The organism is Candidatus Symbiopectobacterium sp. NZEC127 (genome assembly GCF_025962675.1).
GTDB lineage: Bacteria > Pseudomonadota > Gammaproteobacteria > Enterobacterales > Enterobacteriaceae > Symbiopectobacterium.
The window spans coordinates 1-19,111 of the sequence record NZ_JAGFPG010000003.1; the positions used below are offsets into that span (position 1 = coordinate 1).

General features: G+C 55.1%; 14 protein-coding genes. 8 read left to right on the forward strand and 6 right to left on the reverse strand.

Features of this window, described 5'->3' with window-relative positions; genetic code table 11:
* Positions 1-406 precede the first annotated feature (406 nt).
* From J5069_RS13520 to aceK, 5 genes are all read left to right on the forward strand, one after another.
* On the forward strand, positions 407-1,708 hold the full coding sequence (locus tag J5069_RS13520) for an MFS family transporter (RefSeq protein ID WP_264644386.1): 1,302 nt from the start codon (positions 407-409) through the stop codon (positions 1,706-1,708).
* A gap of 140 nt (positions 1,709-1,848) precedes the next feature.
* Positions 1,849-2,778 carry a homoserine O-acetyltransferase MetA gene (gene metA / locus J5069_RS13525; RefSeq protein ID WP_264644387.1) on the forward strand — a complete coding sequence of 310 codons (930 nt, stop codon included), beginning with the start codon at positions 1,849-1,851 and terminating at the stop codon, positions 2,776-2,778.
* Between the two features lie 262 nt (positions 2,779-3,040).
* The gene (gene aceB / locus J5069_RS13530; RefSeq protein ID WP_264644388.1) at positions 3,041-4,639 is read left to right on the forward strand and encodes a malate synthase A; all 1,599 of its coding nucleotides are present in this window, start codon (positions 3,041-3,043) and stop codon (positions 4,637-4,639) included.
* 28 nt (positions 4,640-4,667) lie between these two features.
* A complete protein-coding gene (gene aceA, locus J5069_RS13535) occupies positions 4,668-5,975 on the forward strand; it encodes an isocitrate lyase (protein ID WP_264644389.1) in 1,308 nt (435 codons plus the stop codon).
* Positions 5,976-6,176: 201 nt separating this feature from the next.
* Positions 6,177-7,919 (forward strand): bifunctional isocitrate dehydrogenase kinase/phosphatase, encoded by a 1,743-nt coding sequence (gene aceK, locus J5069_RS13540; protein ID WP_264644390.1) that lies wholly within the window; start codon positions 6,177-6,179, stop codon positions 7,917-7,919.
* Positions 7,920-7,939: 20 nt separating this feature from the next.
* Here the strand turns inward: aceK and J5069_RS13545 are convergent, their stop codons facing one another.
* Genes J5069_RS13545 through iclR form a run of 4 tightly spaced genes read right to left on the reverse strand, consistent with a single transcriptional unit; the run spans position 7,940 to position 11,058 of the window.
* A complete protein-coding gene (locus J5069_RS13545) occupies positions 7,940-8,872 on the reverse strand; it encodes a phosphatidate cytidylyltransferase (protein ID WP_264644391.1) in 933 nt (310 codons plus the stop codon).
* Entirely contained in the window at positions 8,865-9,506 is a 642-nt protein-coding gene (locus tag J5069_RS13550; RefSeq protein ID WP_264644392.1) for a lysophospholipid acyltransferase family protein, read from the reverse strand. The genes J5069_RS13545 and J5069_RS13550 overlap by 8 nt, the downstream gene beginning before the upstream one ends.
* The gene (locus tag J5069_RS13555; RefSeq protein ID WP_264644393.1) at positions 9,503-10,165 is read right to left on the reverse strand and encodes a CDP-alcohol phosphatidyltransferase family protein; all 663 of its coding nucleotides are present in this window, start codon (positions 10,163-10,165) and stop codon (positions 9,503-9,505) included. Before J5069_RS13555 ends, J5069_RS13550 begins: the two co-directional genes overlap by 4 nt.
* Before the next feature lie 59 nt (positions 10,166-10,224).
* On the reverse strand, positions 10,225-11,058 hold the full coding sequence (gene iclR, locus J5069_RS13560; protein ID WP_264644394.1) for a glyoxylate bypass operon transcriptional repressor IclR: 834 nt from the start codon (positions 11,056-11,058) through the stop codon (positions 10,225-10,227).
* A 232-nt stretch (positions 11,059-11,290) separates the two neighbouring features.
* Between iclR and metH the strand changes: the two genes are divergently transcribed.
* A complete protein-coding gene (gene metH / locus J5069_RS13565; RefSeq protein ID WP_413542243.1) occupies positions 11,291-14,971 on the forward strand; it encodes a methionine synthase in 3,681 nt (1,226 codons plus the stop codon).
* A gap of 76 nt (positions 14,972-15,047) precedes the next feature.
* Here the strand turns inward: metH and J5069_RS13570 are convergent, their stop codons facing one another.
* Both J5069_RS13570 and yefM read right to left on the reverse strand, forming a co-directional pair.
* Positions 15,048-15,302, reverse strand: coding sequence for a Txe/YoeB family addiction module toxin (locus tag J5069_RS13570; protein ID WP_264644396.1), 255 nt, complete (start codon positions 15,300-15,302; stop codon positions 15,048-15,050).
* A complete protein-coding gene (gene yefM / locus J5069_RS13575) occupies positions 15,299-15,550 on the reverse strand; it encodes a YoeB-YefM toxin-antitoxin system antitoxin YefM (RefSeq protein WP_196908014.1) in 252 nt (83 codons plus the stop codon). Before yefM ends, J5069_RS13570 begins: the two co-directional genes overlap by 4 nt.
* A gap of 256 nt (positions 15,551-15,806) precedes the next feature.
* On the opposite strand from yefM, the gene J5069_RS13580 reads away from it, so the two are divergent.
* Both J5069_RS13580 and J5069_RS13585 read left to right on the forward strand, forming a co-directional pair.
* On the forward strand, positions 15,807-16,796 hold the full coding sequence (locus J5069_RS13580; protein ID WP_264644397.1) for a helix-turn-helix transcriptional regulator: 990 nt from the start codon (positions 15,807-15,809) through the stop codon (positions 16,794-16,796).
* Between the two features lie 148 nt (positions 16,797-16,944).
* Complete coding sequence (locus J5069_RS13585) at positions 16,945-19,083, forward strand: TonB-dependent siderophore receptor (RefSeq protein ID WP_264644398.1); 2,139 nt, start codon at positions 16,945-16,947, stop codon at positions 19,081-19,083.
* Positions 19,084-19,111: the final 28 nt, after the last annotated feature.

The window sequence follows — 19,111 nt, forward strand, 5'->3', positions numbered from 1 at the left end:
GCCGAACTCAGAAGTGAAACGCCGTAGCGCCGATGGTAGTGTGGGGCTTCCCCATGTGAGAGTAGGGAACTGCCAGGCTTTTATATCGATTATCAGACGACGTCTGATGATGAAAAATAGCGAAGGGGCTGTCCGAAAGGACAGCCCTTTTTGCTGTGCGTAATGTTTACGTTCCTGTTATTTTTGCGGAAAAAAAGAGCATCCAGACACGCTTTATATCCCGTTTTATTAATGTAATAACCTTTCTCTCACCCTCGGTTTGTGACAACATCGAGAATAACTCGTTTCCGCCACACGTATTTGCACGTTGTTTTCACTGCGTTTTACCAAATTATAACAATTTACTTGTGCCGTATGCATGAGCATACCGCTGCACGCATTTATAACTCTTATAGGGATTTTTACTATGGCAGATGTAACACCACCGCTTGCGCAGCAACACCTGGACCCCCATGATACACGCAAGCGGATTTTCGCCATTGTGGGAGCCTCATCCGGTAACCTGGTGGAGTGGTTCGATTTTTACGTCTATTCGTTCTGCGCACTCTATTTTGCCTCTGCGTTTTTCCCCAGTGGTGATACCACTACGCAACTCCTGCAAACCGCTGGCGTGTTCGCCGTCGGGTTTCTGATGCGCCCGATTGGCGGTTGGCTATTTGGCTATATTGCCGATAAGCACGGTCGCCGCACCTCAATGCTCATCTCCGTTTGTATGATGTGCTGCGGCTCATTCGTTATCGCCTGTTTACCCACCTATAGCGTGATTGGTCACTGGGCTCCGGCATTGTTGTTACTTGCCCGATTGTTTCAGGGACTTTCTGTTGGCGGAGAGTATGGCACCAGTGCAACCTATATGAGTGAAGTTGCCGTTGAAGGCAAACGCGGGTTTTATGCCTCCTTCCAATATGTCACGTTGATCGGTGGGCAGTTATTGGCGCTGTTGGTGTTGGTTATCCTGCAACAGTGGCTCAGCACTGAAGAACTGAAAGCCTGGGGATGGCGTATTCCTTTTGCACTGGGTGGACTGCTGGCGATTGTGGCGCTATACCTGCGGCGTTCGCTGCATGAAACAGCGAGCACCACCTCTCGCCAGCGCAAAGATGCGGGAACGCTTTCTGGTTTGTGGCGCAATCGGCGTGCTTTTATGATTGTGCTGGGCTTTACCGCCGCAGGGTCGTTGAGCTTTTATACCTACACCACCTACATGCAGAAGTATCTGGTGAATACGGCGGGTATGGATGCAAAAACCGCAAGCGGAGTGATGACGGGCGCTTTGGTGATATTCATGTTGCTACAACCGCTGTTTGGCGCGTTGTCGGATAAAATCGGGCGCCGCACCATGATGATCATTTTTGGTTCGATGGCCGCGTTGTTTACCGTTCCGATCCTCAGCGCTTTGCAGAATGTGACAAACCCCTATGCGGCGTTTGGCATTATCGTGATGGCGTTGATGATCATCAGCTTTTACACCTCGATCAGCGGTGTGCTGAAAGCAGAGATGTTTCCGCCAGAGGTGCGTGCGCTGGGCGTGGGACTGTCCTATGCGATAGGCAACGCGCTGTTTGGCGGTTCGGCTGAGTATGTCGCGCTGTCGCTGAAATCAGCGGGTATCGAAACAACGTTCTTCTGGTATGTCTCGGCCATGTGCCTGATGGCGATGTTTGTTTCTCTGCTGCTGCACAGAAAAGGGAAAGAAGTACAGATGTAAACGACGCTGCACGGGGCACAGGATGAAGATTATTCAACTTCGGCCTGTGCGCTGTACAAGCAAGGGAAAACTGGTTATCTTCATGCATCTGGATGTCTAAACGTATAAACGTATAAACGGTTGCAGTGAGGTGTAGTGTCATGCCAATTCGGATCCCTGATGAGTTACCTGCGGTAAGTTTTTTGCGCAATGAGAATGTGTTCGTCATGACCACTTCTCGTGCCAGCACTCAGGAGATTCGTCCGCTGAAGGTGTTAGTGTTGAACCTTATGCCGAAGAAGATTGAGACAGAAAACCAGTTCCTGCGCCTGCTCTCCAACTCGCCGTTGCAGATTGATATCCAACTGCTGCGCATTGATAGCCGTGAGTCCAAAAACACGCCTACTGAACATCTCAATAACTTTTACTGTGACTTCGAGGATATTGAGAACGAGAACTTCGATGGTCTGATTGTCACCGGTGCGCCGCTGGGTCTGGTGGATTTCTGCGATGTGGTTTACTGGCCACAGATAGCAAAAGTGATTGATTGGGCAAAGGATCATGTGACGTCTACCTTGTTTGTCTGTTGGGCGGTGCAGGCTGGATTAAATCTGCTGTATGGCATTCCGAAAATGACCCGCAGCAAGAAGCTTTCTGGCGTGTATACGCATCACACGGTGCAGCAGCATGCGTTGCTTACCCGTGGTTTTGATGAAACCTTCCTGGCCCCCCATTCGCGCTACGCTGATTTCCCCACGGATATTATTCGTCAGTACGCCGATTTAGATATTCTGGTTGAGTCTGATGAGGCCGGTGCTTATCTGTTTGCCAGTAAAGACAAGCGTCAGGTGTTCGTCACCGGACACCCTGAATATGATGCGCATACCCTTGCCAGCGAATTCTTTCGTGACCGCGATGCGGGCTTGAATCCGACCGTGCCGTTGAATTACTTCCCTGACGACAACCCTGAGAACGCGCCAAAAGCGAGCTGGCGCAGCCACGGGCATTTGTTGTTTGCTAACTGGCTCAACTACTGCGTCTATCAGATCACACCGTTCGATCTGCGTCGTATGAATCCAACGCTGGACTAGAACCTCCTGCCGTTTTACTCAGGGTGCCTACTGGCACCCTTTTTTATGCTTACTCGTTTCTATTGAAAATCATTTCCCTGATTTTTTAATGTTTTTATTCATGTAAATCAGAATGATAACTTGTTTATTTAATAAAAATGGAAATCGTTTTTGATTTTTAATGTAATTGGATTACGCTTAATTCTGTTGGTTGAAAATTTCGCCCCTTGATAACCCCTCTCTGTTAACAGGGAGCGTGGCCCTGAGAAAAGGAACCCGAGAGATGACACAGCAGACAATAAGCCGAGAGTTGGCATTCAGTGAACGTTTTGGCATGGCAGAGCAGAGCATTCTGACAGAAGAAGCCACCGATTTTTTGGCGGGGTTGGTCAACCGCTTCTTGTTGCCAAGAAACGGATTGCTGTTGGAAAGACAGCTACAGCAGCAGAAGATCGATGCAGGTGAATTGCCCGATTTTATTTCGGAAACGGCTTCCATTCGTAATGCGGACTGGACTATTCGAGGTATCCCGGCGGATTTACAGGATCGCCGCGTGGAGATCACCGGGCCTGTTGAACGGAAGATGATCATCAATGCCCTGAACGCTAACGTGAAAGTGTTTATGGCGGATTTTGAAGATTCGCTGTCTCCTTCATGGGAAAAGGTGATCGACGGCCAGCTCAATTTGCGCGATGCAGTGCGAGGCACCATCTCTTACGTCAATGATGAAGGCAAGATTTATCAGCTTAAACCGAATCCAGCCGTGCTGATTTGTCGGGTGCGCGGTCTGCACCTGCCGGAAAAACATGTCACCTGGCAGGGCGAAGCGATTCCCGGTGGGTTGTTCGATTTCGCGCTCTACTTTTACCATAACTATCAAGCCTTGCTGGCAAAAGGCAGTGGCCCCTATTTTTATCTGCCTAAGCTGCAATCCTGGCGCGAAGCGGCCTGGTGGAGTGAGGTGTTCAGCTATACCGAAGATCGCTTTGATTTGCCGCGCGGCACCATCAAGGCCACGGTGCTGATTGAAACGCTGCCAGCGGTGTTCCAGATGGATGAGATTCTGCATGCGCTGCGCGACCACATTGTCGGGCTGAATTGCGGCCGTTGGGATTACATCTTCAGTTATATCAAGACATTGAAAAACCATGCCGATCGCGTATTGCCTGACCGGCAGTCCATCACCATGGATAAGCCCTTCCTCAATGCCTATTCACGTTTGCTCATCAAAACCTGTCACCGTCGTGGCGCTTTCGCGATGGGCGGGATGGCCGCGTTTATTCCCAGCAAAGAGCCGGCGCGTCATCAGTGGGTGTTGGAAAAAGTGCGTCAGGACAAGGCGTTAGAAGCGAAAAATGGCCATGACGGCACCTGGATTGCACACCCCGGCCTGGCGGATACCGTGATGGCAGTTTTTGGCGATGCGTTGGGTGAACGCGTCAATCAGCTTGAGGTGAGCCGGGAGAACGATGCGCCGATTGGCGCAGCAGAATTGCTGGCACCTTGCCCCGGTGAGCGTACCGAAGCGGGGATGCGCGCCAATATTCGCGTCGCGGTGCAGTACATCGAAGCCTGGATCTCCGGCAATGGCTGCGTACCGATTTACGGGCTGATGGAGGATGCGGCGACGGCAGAAATTTCCCGCACCTCGATTTGGCAGTGGATCCACCACGGCAAAACGTTGAGCGATGGACAAGTGGTTACCAAAGCCCTGTTCCAGCGCATGCTGGCAGAAGAGATGCTGGTGATTCAGGAGGAATTAGGCGAGGCGCGTTTTAGCGGTGGACGCTTTGACGAAGCGGCGCGTCTGATGGATCAGATAACCACACAAGACAAACTGATCGATTTCCTGACGTTGCCAGGTTACACCCTGCTCGACTAACCGTGCTTGATAAATAGGACACCTTATAATGACAACCTCTCGTACTCAACAAATTGAACAACTGCAACAAGAATGGAAAAGCGAACGTTGGGCCGGTATTAAACGTCCCTACAGTGCCGAGGATGTGATCACCCTGCGCGGTTCGTTGAATCCGGAATCGACGCTGGCCCAGCATGGTGCCGCCAAACTGTGGGCGCTGTTGCACGGCAGCGCGCGCAAAGGCTATGTGAATTGCCTCGGCGCTCTGACCGGTGGGCAGGCGTTACAGCAGGCGAAAGCGGGTATTGAAGCGATCTATCTTTCTGGCTGGCAGGTGGCGGCGGATGCGAATTTAGCCTCCAGCATGTATCCGGATCAGTCGCTCTATCCGGCGAACTCGGTGCCTGCGGTGGTGGCACGCATCAACAACACGTTCCGCCGTGCCGATCAGATTCAATGGGCCAACCGTATTGAACCCAATGACGCTCGCCATGTGGATTATTTCCTGCCGATCGTCGCGGATGCGGAAGCCGGTTTCGGCGGGGTGCTGAATGCCTTTGAACTGATGAAATCGATGATTGAAGCCGGGGCGGCGGCGGTCCATTTTGAGGACCAACTGGCCTCGGTGAAGAAGTGCGGGCATATGGGGGGCAAAGTGCTGGTGCCGACGCAGGAGGCGATTCAGAAACTGGTGGCCGCGCGTCTCGCGGCGGACGTCATGGGCGTTCCGACATTAGTGGTCGCACGCACCGACGCCGATGCCGCCGATCTGCTGACGTCAGACTGCGACCCTTACGATCGCGAGTTCGTGACCGGTGAGCGCACCGTGGAGGGATTCTACCGCACCCATGCCGGTATCGAGCAGGCCATCAGCCGCGGTTTGGCCTACGCGCCCTACGCCGATCTGGTGTGGTGTGAAACCTCAACGCCGGATTTAGCGCTGGCACAGCGCTTTGCCGACGCCATTCATCGTCAATATCCCGGCAAGTTGCTGGCCTACAACTGTTCTCCCTCCTTCAACTGGAAGAAGAATCTGGATGATGCCACCATCGCGCGCTTCCAGGATGCACTGTCGGAAATGGGCTACAAATACCAGTTTATTACGCTGGCGGGCATTCACAGCATGTGGTTCAACATGTTCGATCTGGCCCATGCGTATGCGCAGGGCGAGGGGATGAAACACTACGTGGAAAAAGTCCAGCAGCCGGAATTTGCCGCGATTAACCGGGGTTACACCTTCTCCTCTCACCAGCAGGAAGTGGGGACTGGCTACTTTGACAAAGTGACCACCATTATTCAGGGCGGGGCTTCGTCAGTGACCGCGTTGACCGGTTCGACGGAAGAACAGCAATTCTGATCCTCATCGGCCAGCCAACAGGCTGGCGTTGAGATACCGGATATGCTTTTTCTGTATGCCCGAGTTTCCCGGCGAATCGCGCCGAGGGGCGCTCCGACGGCCAAGGCCGTTACGACCCCATCGCCGCACTTCACCTAACAACGGGCTTCGTCATCAGTCTGACGGCCAGCCAGTAGGCTGGCCGTTGTTGCGGAGCACATCATGAGGCGTAATCTGGAGCAACTGGTGGCGCAGACCATTCTGCAAGGATTCGATGCGCAGTATGGCCGCTTTTTAGAGGTGACCGCCGGCGCGCAGCAGCGTTTCGAACAGGCTGACTGGCAGGCGGTGCAGCAGGCGATGAAGCAGCGTATCCACCTTTACGACCACCACGTTGGACTGGTGGTGGAGCAGTTGCGCTGTATCACCGGGCCACGCTGTTACGACGCGACGTTTCTCGCCAGCGTGAAAACCGTGTACACCACCTTGTTACCGGACTATCCCCGTTTCGAGATTGCTGAAAGTTTCTTTAATTCCGTCTACTGCCGATTGTTCAATCATCGCGAACTCACGACGGATAAGCTGTTTGTGTTCAGTTCGCAGCCTGAGCGGCGTATGTGCGAGATATCGCGCCCGCTGTGCCGCGATATTACGCTGCGTGAAGGCTGGCATGCTACGTTGGATAAACTGCTGTCGGAATTGCCACTGCGCCTGCCGTGGGAGGATCTGACACGGGATATCGGCAATATCGTCACCAGCCTGACGCAGGCGTTTAGCGCGCAGCAGTTAGCCGAGGCGCGCTTACAGGTGGCTAACGAACTGTTTTACCGTAACAAGGCGGCGTGGCTGGTGGGCAAGCTGATATTGCCTGATGAGACGCTGCCGTTTCTACTGCCCCTCCACCAAACCGAACAGGGCGCGTTGTTTATCGATACTTGCCTTATCAGTAAAGCGGAAGCCAGCATCGTGTTTGGTTTCGCTCGCTCCTACTTTATGGTGTATGCCCCGCAGCCGGGGGCGCTGGTGGCTTGGTTGCGGGATATCTTGCCGGGGAAAACCACGGCGGAGCTTTATTGCGCCATTGGCTGCCAAAAGCACGGCAAAACCGAGTACTACCGCGAATACCTCAACCATGTCGCCGCCTCTCATGAGCAATTCATTATTGCTCCGGGCGTTAAGGGAATGGTGATGTTGGTGTTCACTCTGCCGTCCTTCGATCGGGTATTTAAGGTGATTAAAGATCGCTTTGCGCCGCAGAAAGAGGTCAGCGCCGCGCGGGTAAGGTCCTGCTATCAGTTGGTGAAAGAACACGACCGGGTGGGGCGCATGGCGGATACCCAGGAGTATGAAAATTTCGTGATTGATAAGCGCCAGATTAGTGCGGAACTGCTGGAAGAACTTTACCGTGAGGTGCCTGAGAAACTGGAGGATGTAGGCGATCAGCTCCTGATCAACCATCTCTATATGGAACGCCGCATGACGCCGCTTAACCTGTATCTGGATTGTGCATCGGTGCAGCAGCAGCGTGATGCCATTGAAGAGTATGGTAATGCTATCAAGCAGTTGGCGGCGGCCAATATCTTTCCCGGTGACATGCTGTTCAAGAATTTCGGCGTAACGCGCCACGGGCGGGTGGTGTTTTATGATTACGATGAAATTTGCTATATGACCGAGGTGAATTTCCGCGATATTCCCGCGCCGCGCTACCCGGAGGATGAGTTGGCGAGCGAGCCCTGGTACAGCGTAGCGCCGAACGATGTGTTTCCCGAGGAGTTTCGCCAATTCCTGTTTGCCGACAAGGCGCAGTTGGCGATGTTTGAGGAGATGCACCGCGAGCTGTTTTCCGCCGATTACTGGCGTCATTTGCAGGCGCGCATTCGTGACGGCTATGTGGAGGATGTCTACGCCTACCGCAGGCGGCAACGCTTTTGCGTGCGCTACGGTAAGCGTCAACAGGCCAGCTAATGCCGCTCTGGCTATAGCGCTTAGCTATAAAAATAGCGTACCACGTGGAAGAACACCGGGGCGGCGAAGCACAGCGAATCGATGCGATCCATCATGCCGCCGTGGCCTTCCAGCATAGCGCCGAAATCTTTCACGCCGCGATCGCGTTTGATGGCTGACATGCATAAGCCGCCTGCAAAGCCCAACAGGGTGATCAACAGCGAGATGAAGAAGGCTGCGACCGGGCTAAACGGCGTAACCCAGAACAGCGCGGCACCGATCAGGCTGGCACTGAGAATGCCGCCGACAAACCCTTCCACTGTTTTATTCGGGCTCAGCTTAGGCACGATGGCGCGCTTGCCCCACAGCTTGCCGAACACGTACTGCAATACATCCGAAATCTGCACCACAATCATCATAAACAGCACCAGCTTGATATTCTCACCTTCAAAGCCGGGAATGGAGATCATCAGGAGCGCAGGGGCATGACTGACGCAGTAGACGGCGATCATCAGGCTCCACTGGATCTTGGCACAGCGTTCGAGGAAGTGCGTGGTGTCGCTCGCCAATGCCACGCGGGCGGGAATAAACAAAAAGGCGTACACCGGAATGAAAATCACAAACAGGTTGTACCATTCAATCCCCACCAGCAGATATTGCAGCGGCAGAATGATAAAGAAGCACCAGAACAGCGCTTCATGATCGCCCCGACGCGTGGGCGTCAACGTCACGCATTCGCGCAGCGCGTAAAACGACATCAGCGTAAATAACACCACGGAGCCTATCGGACCGATCAGCATGGCGATCACCGAGATGGTACACATCACCCACCAGGCGCGGATTCTGGCGTTGAGGTTGGCAATGGTGTCATTTTGCTTGCGGCGTGAAAGCATAAAACCGATCAGGCTGGCGACCATCAGCAGAATAAATAAACCGCCTAACAGCAGGAGCAATTCATTGTCGACTTTACGCATGTGACAGCGCCTCCAGCGCCTGTTTCGCCCGGTTCAGAAACTCGATTTTGGTTTCATCCTGTTCGGGGCCAGAGAGGGCCTCGCCGAAGGTGGCGCTACAAATGATGGGAACGACCAGCCTCGAGCCTTTTGGCAGCACGCGATTCAGGTTTTCTAACCAGACTGGCACCAGACGCGCATCGGGGTAACGTTGCAGCAGATGAAACAGCCCGCTCTTGAATTCGCCCAATTCGTCGCCACCACCGCGCGTGCCTTCGGGGAAAAATATCAATGACTCCTGCTTTTCCAGCACCGTTACCAGCGGGGCCAACAGATCCTCACTGGAGAACGGTGCCCCGGATTTGCGCTTACGCTCAATCAGCACCGCACCGAAGATGCGCGCAGAGAGATAGCGGCGCAGCGCGGATTTCTGCCAGTAATCGGCGGCAGCGACGGGGTGTACCCGATCGCGCATCGTTGCTGGCAGGCTGGCCCAGATCACCAAACCATCGAGATGGCTGCTGTGATTGGCGTAATAAATGGTCGGTTGTTCTACCTGCGGGGTGGCGCGCCAGCGTGCTTTGATACCGGTCAGCAAGCGACACACGGTGACCAGTAGCGCACGTACCAGCGTTTTATCGGGGCTGAATGTCATGACGGTTCTCCTGATGACAGGTCGCGGATAATCTGGCGAGTACGATGAATGCAGGTTGCTCCGGCACCCAGCAGTATCGCGGCAAGGAGGAGGGTAAAAATAGACTGTCCCCACTGTGGCACTATTGCGGCCACAATGGCACCTGCGGTGAGCAGTGCCATGCGGTGCTGTTTCGCCATGGGGCCGCTGAAGCGCTGCGCCAATCCGCAGGTGCCGCCCAGCAGGCGAATATACGCGGTTGCCAGCGCCAGCAGTGCCGCGCCCCAACCCAGCAGCGGCGCGTAAGGGTGTTGCAGCATGCCGTAGCCGATGCCCAACAACAGCAAGGTATCGGATACGCGGTCGGGCAATTCGTTATACACCGCCCCCGCCGGACTGCGCATTCCTCCCTCAACCGCGACCATGCCGTCAAGCAGGTTACACAGTAAGCGCCCCTGAATACCGAGCGCGCCAGCGATCAACAAACCCCGTTGCAGGCCTTCGCTGTCACAGCGCCACACGATGAGAAAACAGAGCGCGCCAAGGGCGGCGAACAGAATACTAAAGAGTGAGATAGCATTGGGCGTATAACCTTTACGGCGTAAATAGCGTGCTGTCGCCGTTGCCCATCGTGTCTCGCGCGCCCGAATCGGACGGCGATCCTGGATGTCCTTTTCCATAACCCTGTGCTCGTGAAGTGAAATCGAGAGCGCACATTATAGCCAAGTTTGCAGAAATATTAACGGATTCCACCATAAGCCAGCGTGACTTCTTTGGCTGCACCGATCGCCAACGCCCCGAGTTCGGTTACGCGATCGTCCGTGATGCGGGAGATCGGGCCAGAGATGGAGATGGCGGCAAACGGTTCGCGGTGCTCGTCGAACAGACAGGCTGCGATGCAGCGTAGTCCGAGCGCGTGTTCTTCATCGTCAAAGGAGTAACCGCGTCGGCGGATTTGCGCCAAATCTTCTTTCAGATGCACCGGCGAAACCAGCGTGGCGTGGGTATACGCATGCAATCCTTTGCGATGCAGCAGACTGCTGACCTGATCGTCGCTCAGATTTGCCAGAAAGGCTTTTCCCGCGCCGGAGGCGTGCATCGGAAGCTTTCCGCCAATCGGCGCAGACATGCGCATCAGTGCAGTGCACTGCACCTGGTCGATAATAATCGCCTGGTGGTCGCTGTTGTCCAACACCGCCAGATTGACGGTTTCGCCCGAGGCTTCCATCAATTTACGCAACATGGGGTGCACCATGGCCAGCAGGTTGCGGCTTTGCAAAAAGCTGCTGCCGACGATAAAAGCATGGGAGCCGATGGTCCAGAATCCCAAATCCCCCACCTGACGCACAAAGCCCTGCTGTTGCATGGTGGTCAATAAACGGTGGGTGGTGGAGTTGGGCAGACCCGCCTGCTGCGCCAGATCGGTTAGCGCGACGCTGCCGTTGGCTTGGGCAATCAGTTCCAGCAGCGTGAGCCCACGCGTCAGTGACTGCACCTGGCCTGTCGCCTGTACGTTGGTGCTGACAGCACCCCGTGGTTTTTTGCCGCGTTTGGCGGGCTCCGGTGGCGTCATATTTCGGCTCCTTTCTGTATGGTGGAATTAGTTTTCATTTTTTCCTTCGGGATTGCAACTATTCTTTAGGTTTCAGGCAGGTTAGTAGCGAAAGGCGCAAAAAAGGGGGGAAAAACTGAAAAACTCTCATGTGACGCGGAACGGGCAGATTGTTACGATAAGCAATCATAATTTGAATAATGCTAACAAGTTCGGTGGGGTCAGGGTGGCAGAGCAAAAACAGGTAACGGCGGTGAATCGGGTTGCAGCATTGCGTGAGCAACTGGCGCAGCGCATTTTGGTGCTGGATGGCGGTATGGGCACCATGATCCAAGGCTACCGGTTGGAGGAAGCCGACTATCGCGGTGAACGCTTTGCCGATTGGCACAGCGACCTGAAAGGTAACAATGACCTGCTGGTGATTACCCAACCTGCGATTATTGCTGCGATCCACGATGCCTATTTTGAGGCTGGCGCGGATATTATTGAAACCAACACCTTTAACGCCACGCCGATCGCGATGGCCGATTACGACATGGCCTCGCTGTCGGCGGAGATTAACCTGGCGGCGGCACGCCTGGCCCGCGCCAGTGCGGACAAATGGACGGCGCAAAACCCGGCCAAACCGCGCTATGTGGCAGGCGTGTTGGGCCCGACCAACCGCACGGCGTCTATCTCGCCGGATGTGAACGACCCTGCTTACCGTAATATCAGTTTCGATCAATTGGTCGATGCCTACCGGGAATCAACCCGCGCGTTGGTTGAGGGCGGTGTCGACCTCATCATGATCGAAACCATCTTTGATACCCTGAACGCTAAAGCTGCGGTGTATGCGGTAGAAACCGAATTCGAGGCGCTCGGCATTGAACTGCCGGTGATGATCTCCGGCACCATTACCGATGCCTCTGGCCGCACCCTGTCAGGGCAGACCACGGAAGCGTTTTACAACTCACTGCGCCATGCGCGCCCACTCTCTTTTGGCTTGAACTGTGCGTTGGGGCCGGATGAGCTGCGTCAATACGTGGCGGAACTGTCTCGTATCGCCGAGTGCTATGTCTCTGCTCACCCTAACGCCGGCCTGCCGAACGCGTTCGGTGAATACGATCTCGATGCCGCCGACATGGCGGTGCATATTGGGGAATGGGCGCGAGCCGGCTTCCTCAATATTGTTGGTGGGTGTTGCGGTACCACACCGCAACACATTGCTGCCATTGCCCAGGTGGTTGAAGGCGTTGCGCCGCGCCCACTGCCGGAGATCCCGGTGGCGTGCCGCCTTGCCGGGCTGGAGCCGTTGACCATTGATGCAGCAACGCTGTTTGTTAACGTGGGTGAACGGACTAACGTAACCGGGTCGGCACGTTTCAAGCGCCTGATCAAAGAGGAAAAATACGGCGAAGCGCTGGATGTTGCCCGCCAGCAGGTGGAGAGCGGCGCGCAGATTATCGACATCAACATGGACGAAGGCATGTTGGATGCCGAAGCGGCCATGGTGCGCTTTCTCAATCTGATTGCCGGTGAGCCGGATATCGCCCGCGTGCCGATCATGATCGACTCCTCCAAGTGGGAGGTGATTGAAAAAGGGCTGAAGTGCATTCAGGGCAAGGGCATCGTGAACTCCATCTCGATGAAAGAGGGGCTCGACGTCTTTATCGATCACGCGCGTCAGGTGCGGCGTTACGGTGCTGCCATGGTGGTGATGGCGTTCGATGAAGTGGGGCAGGCGGATACCCGCGCGCGCAAGATCGAGATCTGTCGCCGTGCCTACCAGATCCTGACGCAAGAGGTTGGTTTCCCGCCGGAAGACATCATCTTTGACCCGAATATTTTTGCCGTCGCCACCGGCATTGATGAGCATAACAACTACGCCGTGGACTTCATCGAAGCCTGCGCGGATATCAAGGAACAGTTGCCGCACGCGATGATCTCCGGCGGCGTCTCGAACGTGTCGTTCTCCTTTCGCGGTAACGAACCGGTGCGCGAAGCGATTCACGCCGTGTTCCTCTATTACGCGATTCGCAACGGGATGGACATGGGGATCGTCAACGCTGGACAGTTGGCTATCTACGATGACTTGCCCGCCGAACTGCGAGATGCCGTGGAGGATGTGGTGCTCAACCGCCGTGACGATGGCACCGAGCGACTGCTGGAGATGGCAGAACGCTATCGCGGCAGCAAAACCGACGATGAGAGCAACAAAACGCAGGCGGAATGGCGCGGCTGGCCGGTGAAAAAACGGCTGGAATACGCGTTGGTTAAAGGCATTACCGAGTTTATCGAACAGGATACCGAAGAAGCGCGTCAGGAGGCTGCTCGCCCCATCGAAGTGATTGAAGGGCCGTTGATGGACGGGATGAACGTGGTGGGCGACCTGTTTGGCGCGGGGAAAATGTTCCTGCCGCAGGTGGTGAAATCTGCGCGGGTGATGAAGCAGGCGGTGGCTTACCTGCAACCCTATATTGAAGCGAGTAAAGAGAAAGGCAGCAGTGCAGGCAAGATCCTGTTAGCCACGGTCAAAGGCGATGTGCATGACATCGGCAAAAACATCGTCGGCGTGGTGTTGCAGTGCAACAACTACGAGATTATCGATCTTGGCGTGATGGTGCCGACCGAGAAAATCCTGAAGACCGCCCGCGAAGAGAACGTCGATATTATCGGCCTGTCTGGGCTGATTACCCCGTCGCTGGATGAAATGGTCAACGTGGCGAAAGAGATGCAGCGTCAGGGGTTCACGCTGCCGTTGCTGATTGGCGGCGCGACCACCTCCAAAGCGCACACTGCGGTGAAGATCGAACAGAATTACAGTGGCGCAACGGTCTATGTGCAAAACGCCTCACGTTCGGTCGGCGTGGTGTCGGCGCTGTTGTCGGATAGCCAGCGCGACGAGTTTGTGGCGCGTACCCGCAAAGAGTATGAAACCGTGCGCATTCAGCACGGACGTAAGAAACCGCGTACTCCACCGGTGACGCTGGCGGCGGCACGCGCTAACCACAATCCGCTTGATTGGGATGACTACACGCCGCCGGTCGCGCACCGCGTTGGTGTGCAGGCCGTCACCGCCAGCATTGAAACTTTGCGCAACTATATCGACTGGACGCCGTTCTTTATGACCTGGTCGCTGGCGGGCAAGTATCCGCGCATTCTGGAAGATGAGGTGGTCGGCGAAGAAGCCAAGCGCCTGTTTGCCGATGCGAATGTCATGCTTGATACCCTCAGTGAGCAGGGGACGCTGAATCCGCGCGGCGTGGTGGGCCTGTTCCCCGCTAATCGGGTAGGGGATGATGTTGAGGTGTATACCGATGAGCGTCGCGACGAGGTGCTGTTGGTGACGCATCACCTGCGTCAGCAAACGGAAAAAACGGATTTCCCCAACTACTGTCTGGCGGATTTTGTTGCGCCTAAAACCTGTGGCAAGCCGGACTATCTCGGTGCATTTGCGGTAACCGGTGGATTAGAGGAAGACGCACTGGCGGAGGCCTGGGAAGCCCAGCACGATGATTACAACAAGATCATGGTGAAAGCGCTGTCAGATCGTCTGGCAGAGGCGTTTGCGGAATATCTGCATGAGCGAGTACGCAAGGTGTATTGGGGCTATGCCGCTAACGAAAACCTCAGCAACGACGAGCTGATTCGCGAGAATTACCAGGGTATTCGCCCGGCACCGGGTTATCCTGCCTGCCCGGATCACACGGAAAAAGCGCAAATCTGGCAACTGCTTGATGTGGAAACGCACACCGGCATGAAACTGACGGAATCCTACGCCATGTGGCCGGGGGCCTCGGTTTCGGGCTGGTATTTCAGTCACCCGGAAAGCAAATATTACGCCGTGGCACAGGTTCAGCGCGATCAGGTGGAAGACTACGCCGCGCGCAAAGGCATGTCAGTGGCCGATGTCGAACGCTGGCTGGCACCCAATCTGGGGTATGATGCGGATTAACGCAGTGGGTTAGGATCTTCACGGTCAGCATGCATACTGTTTGTTGGCCGTGGGACGATTTCCCAACGATGCTATCTCAATAGTGGTAGCGGCAGGCGGCAATAAGAATGGCACCCTCTGCAATGGCATAAACCAGGCGATGTTCTTCGGTTATGCGCCGGGACCAAAAACCGGACAAGTTATGTTTCAAAGGCTCTGGTTGACCCTTGCCTTCAAAAGGGGTTCTCAAGACATCTTTAATGAGTGCGTTGATCTTCTTAACCATGCGCTTATCTGCATCCTGCCAGTACAGATAATCCTCCCATGCTTCCTCAGACCACGTTAGCTTCATTCAATGATGTCCTTTTCTGTTCCTTCACCTGCTTTCAAACTTTCTATGGCGTTCATGAGCCTTTTGGCATTTGCCGGCGAGCGTAACAGATAGGCGGTTTCTTCCAGAGAGTTATACTCTTCAAGGGACATGAGAACACAGGCCTCACCGTTTTGCCGGGTAATCAATATGGGGGCGTGATCTTCCACCGTTTTCATCATGGTTGCTGATAAATTCTGGCGGGCTTCGCTGTAACTGATAGTTCTCATCATGTTCTCCTCTTTGCACCTCATCATTGTACAATGATGAGGTTTTTTTCACTAGTACTAAATAGGGTATGCACTACGTTCCGGTTTTGTGTATCTAACACCTTGATGCCCACAGCGATCCACGTGTTATATTATTTAATGAGAATTGTTATCATCTTTGTTGAAGCAGTCTCCTGCGAGTGTTAAGGTAAAGCCCTGTGGTATTCCCCCTCGACCATTTTCCCAGCCGCGCAGGCCTGATGGTGGACCCCTGACGATGACTAACGCCTACTCTCCCTCACTGCCTGAACGCCAGTTTTCCGTTGATGATTTCTTTGCCTTTGGCGAACGCTACGGGATCGACTACCGCTTCCCTGAGCTAGTCTCCAGCCGCGATCGGCGCAAAGCGCAGCGCGTGGTGGTGCAAGGCCATGTGGAAGAGATGATTCTCTCTTCTGGCATCAGCCTGACCAGTTCCGATGTGCGCGTGATGCAACCCTATGAGTCCACGTCGCTGCAAGGTTCACCGCTCTATACACTGGTGGTGCTGGGCGGCTGCATCAACCTGCGAGTGAACCAGCGAGAGTTTGTGGTGCGTGCAGGCATGGCCTTCAGCACCCGCCTTGGGGAGCAGGAGGTGATGCATGTGCGTCACGCGGTCGATCATCCGTTGCGAACTCTGGCACTGGGTATTCATCCCGGTCAACTGCAACTTCCCCCGCTGCTTGCTGCGTTACTGCATCAGTGGGAATGCCGTGACAACGCGGCTTTTCTATGGCCTGTGCCCGATTACCTGCTGGCGGGCTTGCAGCAGGCGTTATCGCCTTCGCGTGAAAATCTGGCGCGTCAGTTGATGCTGGAAGGGACGATGCTGCAACTGCTGGGTCATGGCCTGGCGCTTGACCCTGCTGGGCAGCAGGGGCGCATGATTGCGCCACCCTGTGAGCGGCGGCGGCTGGATGCGCTGCGCGATCAGTTACAGTTGCACCCGGAAAAACCTTACACCCTGACGGCGTTAGCGCAACAGGCCGCGATGAGTCCGACCAGCCTGCGCAATAAATTCCGCCAAGCCTACGGGATCTCGGTATTTGATTTCCTACGCAACAGCCGGCTGGCGCTGGCTTATCGTTTGCTGGAACAGGGCCATCCGGTCCAGCAGGCTGCCTGGATGTCGGGATATCAACATGCCACCAATCTTGCCACCGCCTTTCGACGTCACTACGGCATCGCCCCCAGCGATGTCCCTTTCTCCCCGCGGCGCACATAGCGCTTAAGACTGGTTTATTCCACCCCAGGTTCCCTGCCGCGCGCACCTTTGTCATGGCGCATACATAACCCGTCAGCGCGCATAGCTTGCTCTTGCATGAAAACGGTAATAATTCGCATTTACAAGTTCAGGTGAGGCGGAGAAGGGCATGTTGAGAAAAACACAGTTAGCGCTGATGGTCGGCTATCTGGCAAGCGGGTTTGCCGGAAGCGTTCTCGCGCAGGATAGCGTTAATTCAGCAACGGACAATTCGACAACGAACAGTGCGGCAACGAATAAACCGGATACGCTGATTGTCAGCTCTCAGGTGCAAAGCGGGGCCACCAAGCTGGCTACGCCCGATATTGAAACGCCGCAGTCTGTTTCAATTATTACGCGCGAACAGATGCTACAGCAGGGCGCAACCAATGTGCGTCAGGCGCTGGGCTATACGCCGGGTGTCTACAACAATCAGGTGGGTGGCACCAACCGCTTTGACTACATCGTGATGCGCGGTTTTTCCGACGGCAGCCTGGATAACGTGTTCCTCGACGGGCTGAAAATCATGGGGGATACCAACTCGCACAGCTCGCTGGTGGTTGACCCCTGGTTCCTTGAAAGTATGGAAGTGGTGCGCGGTCCGGCCTCGGTGCTGTATGGGCGCGCCTCTCCGGGGGGCATCGTGGCGCTGAGTTCACGCCGCCCGGCCTTTGAGCAAAGCGGACAAATCAAACTGTTCGCCGGTAACAATGCACAGCGCGGTGCCGCCTTTGATGTGACTGGGCCCCTGGACGATGACGATCGCGTGGCATTCCGCCTCGGCGGGATCGTGCGTAAAGCGGATACGCAGTTCACTACCAAAGAAGAGCGCTACGCCCTGATGCCCAGTTTGACCTGGCGCATCAGCGATAAAACCCGTCTGGATCTGATGGCGTATCTGCATCGCGATCCGGAAGGGGGCAGCCACTCGGGTGTACCGTATGAAGGTTCGGTGGTGCCGCACAATGGTCGCTATATCTCAAACGGCTTCTACGATGGCGAGAAGAACGTCGAGAAATACGATCGTCGCCAGAATATGGTCGGTTACAACATTGAGCACAATTTTGACAGCGGCTGGTCGGTGCGCCAGAAAGTGCGTTATCTGCAAAGCCGGGTGCATCTGGATCAGGTCTATGGCTACGGTTGGTCGGGAAATAGCGATGAACTGATCCGCTACTACCAAGGCGCGCGTGAAAAACTTAAAGCCTGGACCTTGGATAACCAACTGGATGGCAGCGTCGATACTGGGGTGCTGAATCATCGTTTGTTAGTGGGGATGGATTATCAGCAGCGTCAAAATGACGTCAACTGGCCGACAGGTGTTTTCCCTAACCTTGATGCCTTCAATCCGGTGTACGGCGCGGGCGCGCTAGGCTGGGATGCTCCTACCCGTGAAAAGCACAAGCTGCAACAAACCGGCTTCTACGCGCAGGATCAGATTTCCCTGGATCGCTGGCGTCTGACGCTGGGTGGCCGTTATGACACGGTTAAAATCTCAAGCACCAACCAAACTACCGAGGCGCGTAGCGAACTGGACCAAGGGCATTTCAGCGAACGTGCGGCGCTGCTTTACCTGTTTGATAACGGCGTTGCCCCTTACGTCAGCTACTCCACGGCATTTACGCCCACCAACTTTACCGATGCCAGCGGTAACCTGCTCAAGCCGATGGAAGGCAAACAGTGGGAAACCGGGCTGAAATATCAACCCGTCGGTACGCAGGATCAGTACAGCGTCTCCCTGTATCGCATCAACCAGACCAACGTGGCGACGAAAACCCAGCCGAGCGATCCTTACCGGGCCATTGGTGAGATTGAATCGGAAGGGATAGAGCTGGAAGCGTTAACCCATATCACCGATAACCTCAGCGTTCAGGCGGCCTACAGCTATAACGACATTCGCTACAAGAAAAGCGGCATCGCCAGTGAGCAAGGCCAGCGCGCCGTGTATGCGCCGCGCAACCAGCTCAGTGCCTGGGTGAGCTATGACGTCACGAGCGGCGTATTGGACGGCTTAACGCTGGGAAGCGGCGTGCGCTACGTGAACGGCGTGGTGAGCGATCGTGCCAACACCCATACCTTGCCGTCTTACACGCTGGTGGATATGGCGGTGGGTTACGATCTCTCCAAGGTTGGCTTAAAAGGGCTGAGCGCGCAGTTGAACGTCAACAACCTGACGGACAAACGCTATGTTGGTGCCTGTAACTCACTGGATTACTGCTACTTTGGCGCAGAGCGCAGCGTGGTAGGCAGCCTGTCTTACGCTTTCTGATTGCTTTCTCTGATAGCTTCCTTCCCCG

Bases quoted from the DNA above. Each gene is read 5' to 3' on its own strand.
- metA (WP_264644387.1), top strand. From the start codon at position 1,849: ATGCCAATTCGGATCCCTGATGAGTTACCTGCGGTAAGTTTTTTGCGC.
- aceK (WP_264644390.1), top strand. From the start codon at position 6,177: ATGAGGCGTAATCTGGAGCAACTGGTGGCGCAGACCATTCTGCAAGGA.
- J5069_RS13520 (WP_264644386.1), top strand. From the start codon at position 407: ATGGCAGATGTAACACCACCGCTTGCGCAGCAACACCTGGACCCCCAT.
- J5069_RS13550 (WP_264644392.1), bottom strand. From the start codon at position 9,506: ATGACATTCAGCCCCGATAAAACGCTGGTACGTGCGCTACTGGTCACC.
- J5069_RS13585 (WP_264644398.1), top strand. From the start codon at position 16,945: ATGTTGAGAAAAACACAGTTAGCGCTGATGGTCGGCTATCTGGCAAGC.
- aceB (WP_264644388.1), top strand. From the start codon at position 3,041: ATGACACAGCAGACAATAAGCCGAGAGTTGGCATTCAGTGAACGTTTT.
- J5069_RS13555 (WP_264644393.1), bottom strand. From the start codon at position 10,165: ATGGAAAAGGACATCCAGGATCGCCGTCCGATTCGGGCGCGCGAGACA.
- iclR (WP_264644394.1), bottom strand. From the start codon at position 11,058: ATGACGCCACCGGAGCCCGCCAAACGCGGCAAAAAACCACGGGGTGCT.
- J5069_RS13545 (WP_264644391.1), bottom strand. From the start codon at position 8,872: ATGCGTAAAGTCGACAATGAATTGCTCCTGCTGTTAGGCGGTTTATTT.
- J5069_RS13580 (WP_264644397.1), top strand. From the start codon at position 15,807: ATGACTAACGCCTACTCTCCCTCACTGCCTGAACGCCAGTTTTCCGTT.
- aceA (WP_264644389.1), top strand. From the start codon at position 4,668: ATGACAACCTCTCGTACTCAACAAATTGAACAACTGCAACAAGAATGG.
- yefM (WP_196908014.1), bottom strand. From the start codon at position 15,550: ATGAGAACTATCAGTTACAGCGAAGCCCGCCAGAATTTATCAGCAACC.
- J5069_RS13570 (WP_264644396.1), bottom strand. From the start codon at position 15,302: ATGAAGCTAACGTGGTCTGAGGAAGCATGGGAGGATTATCTGTACTGG.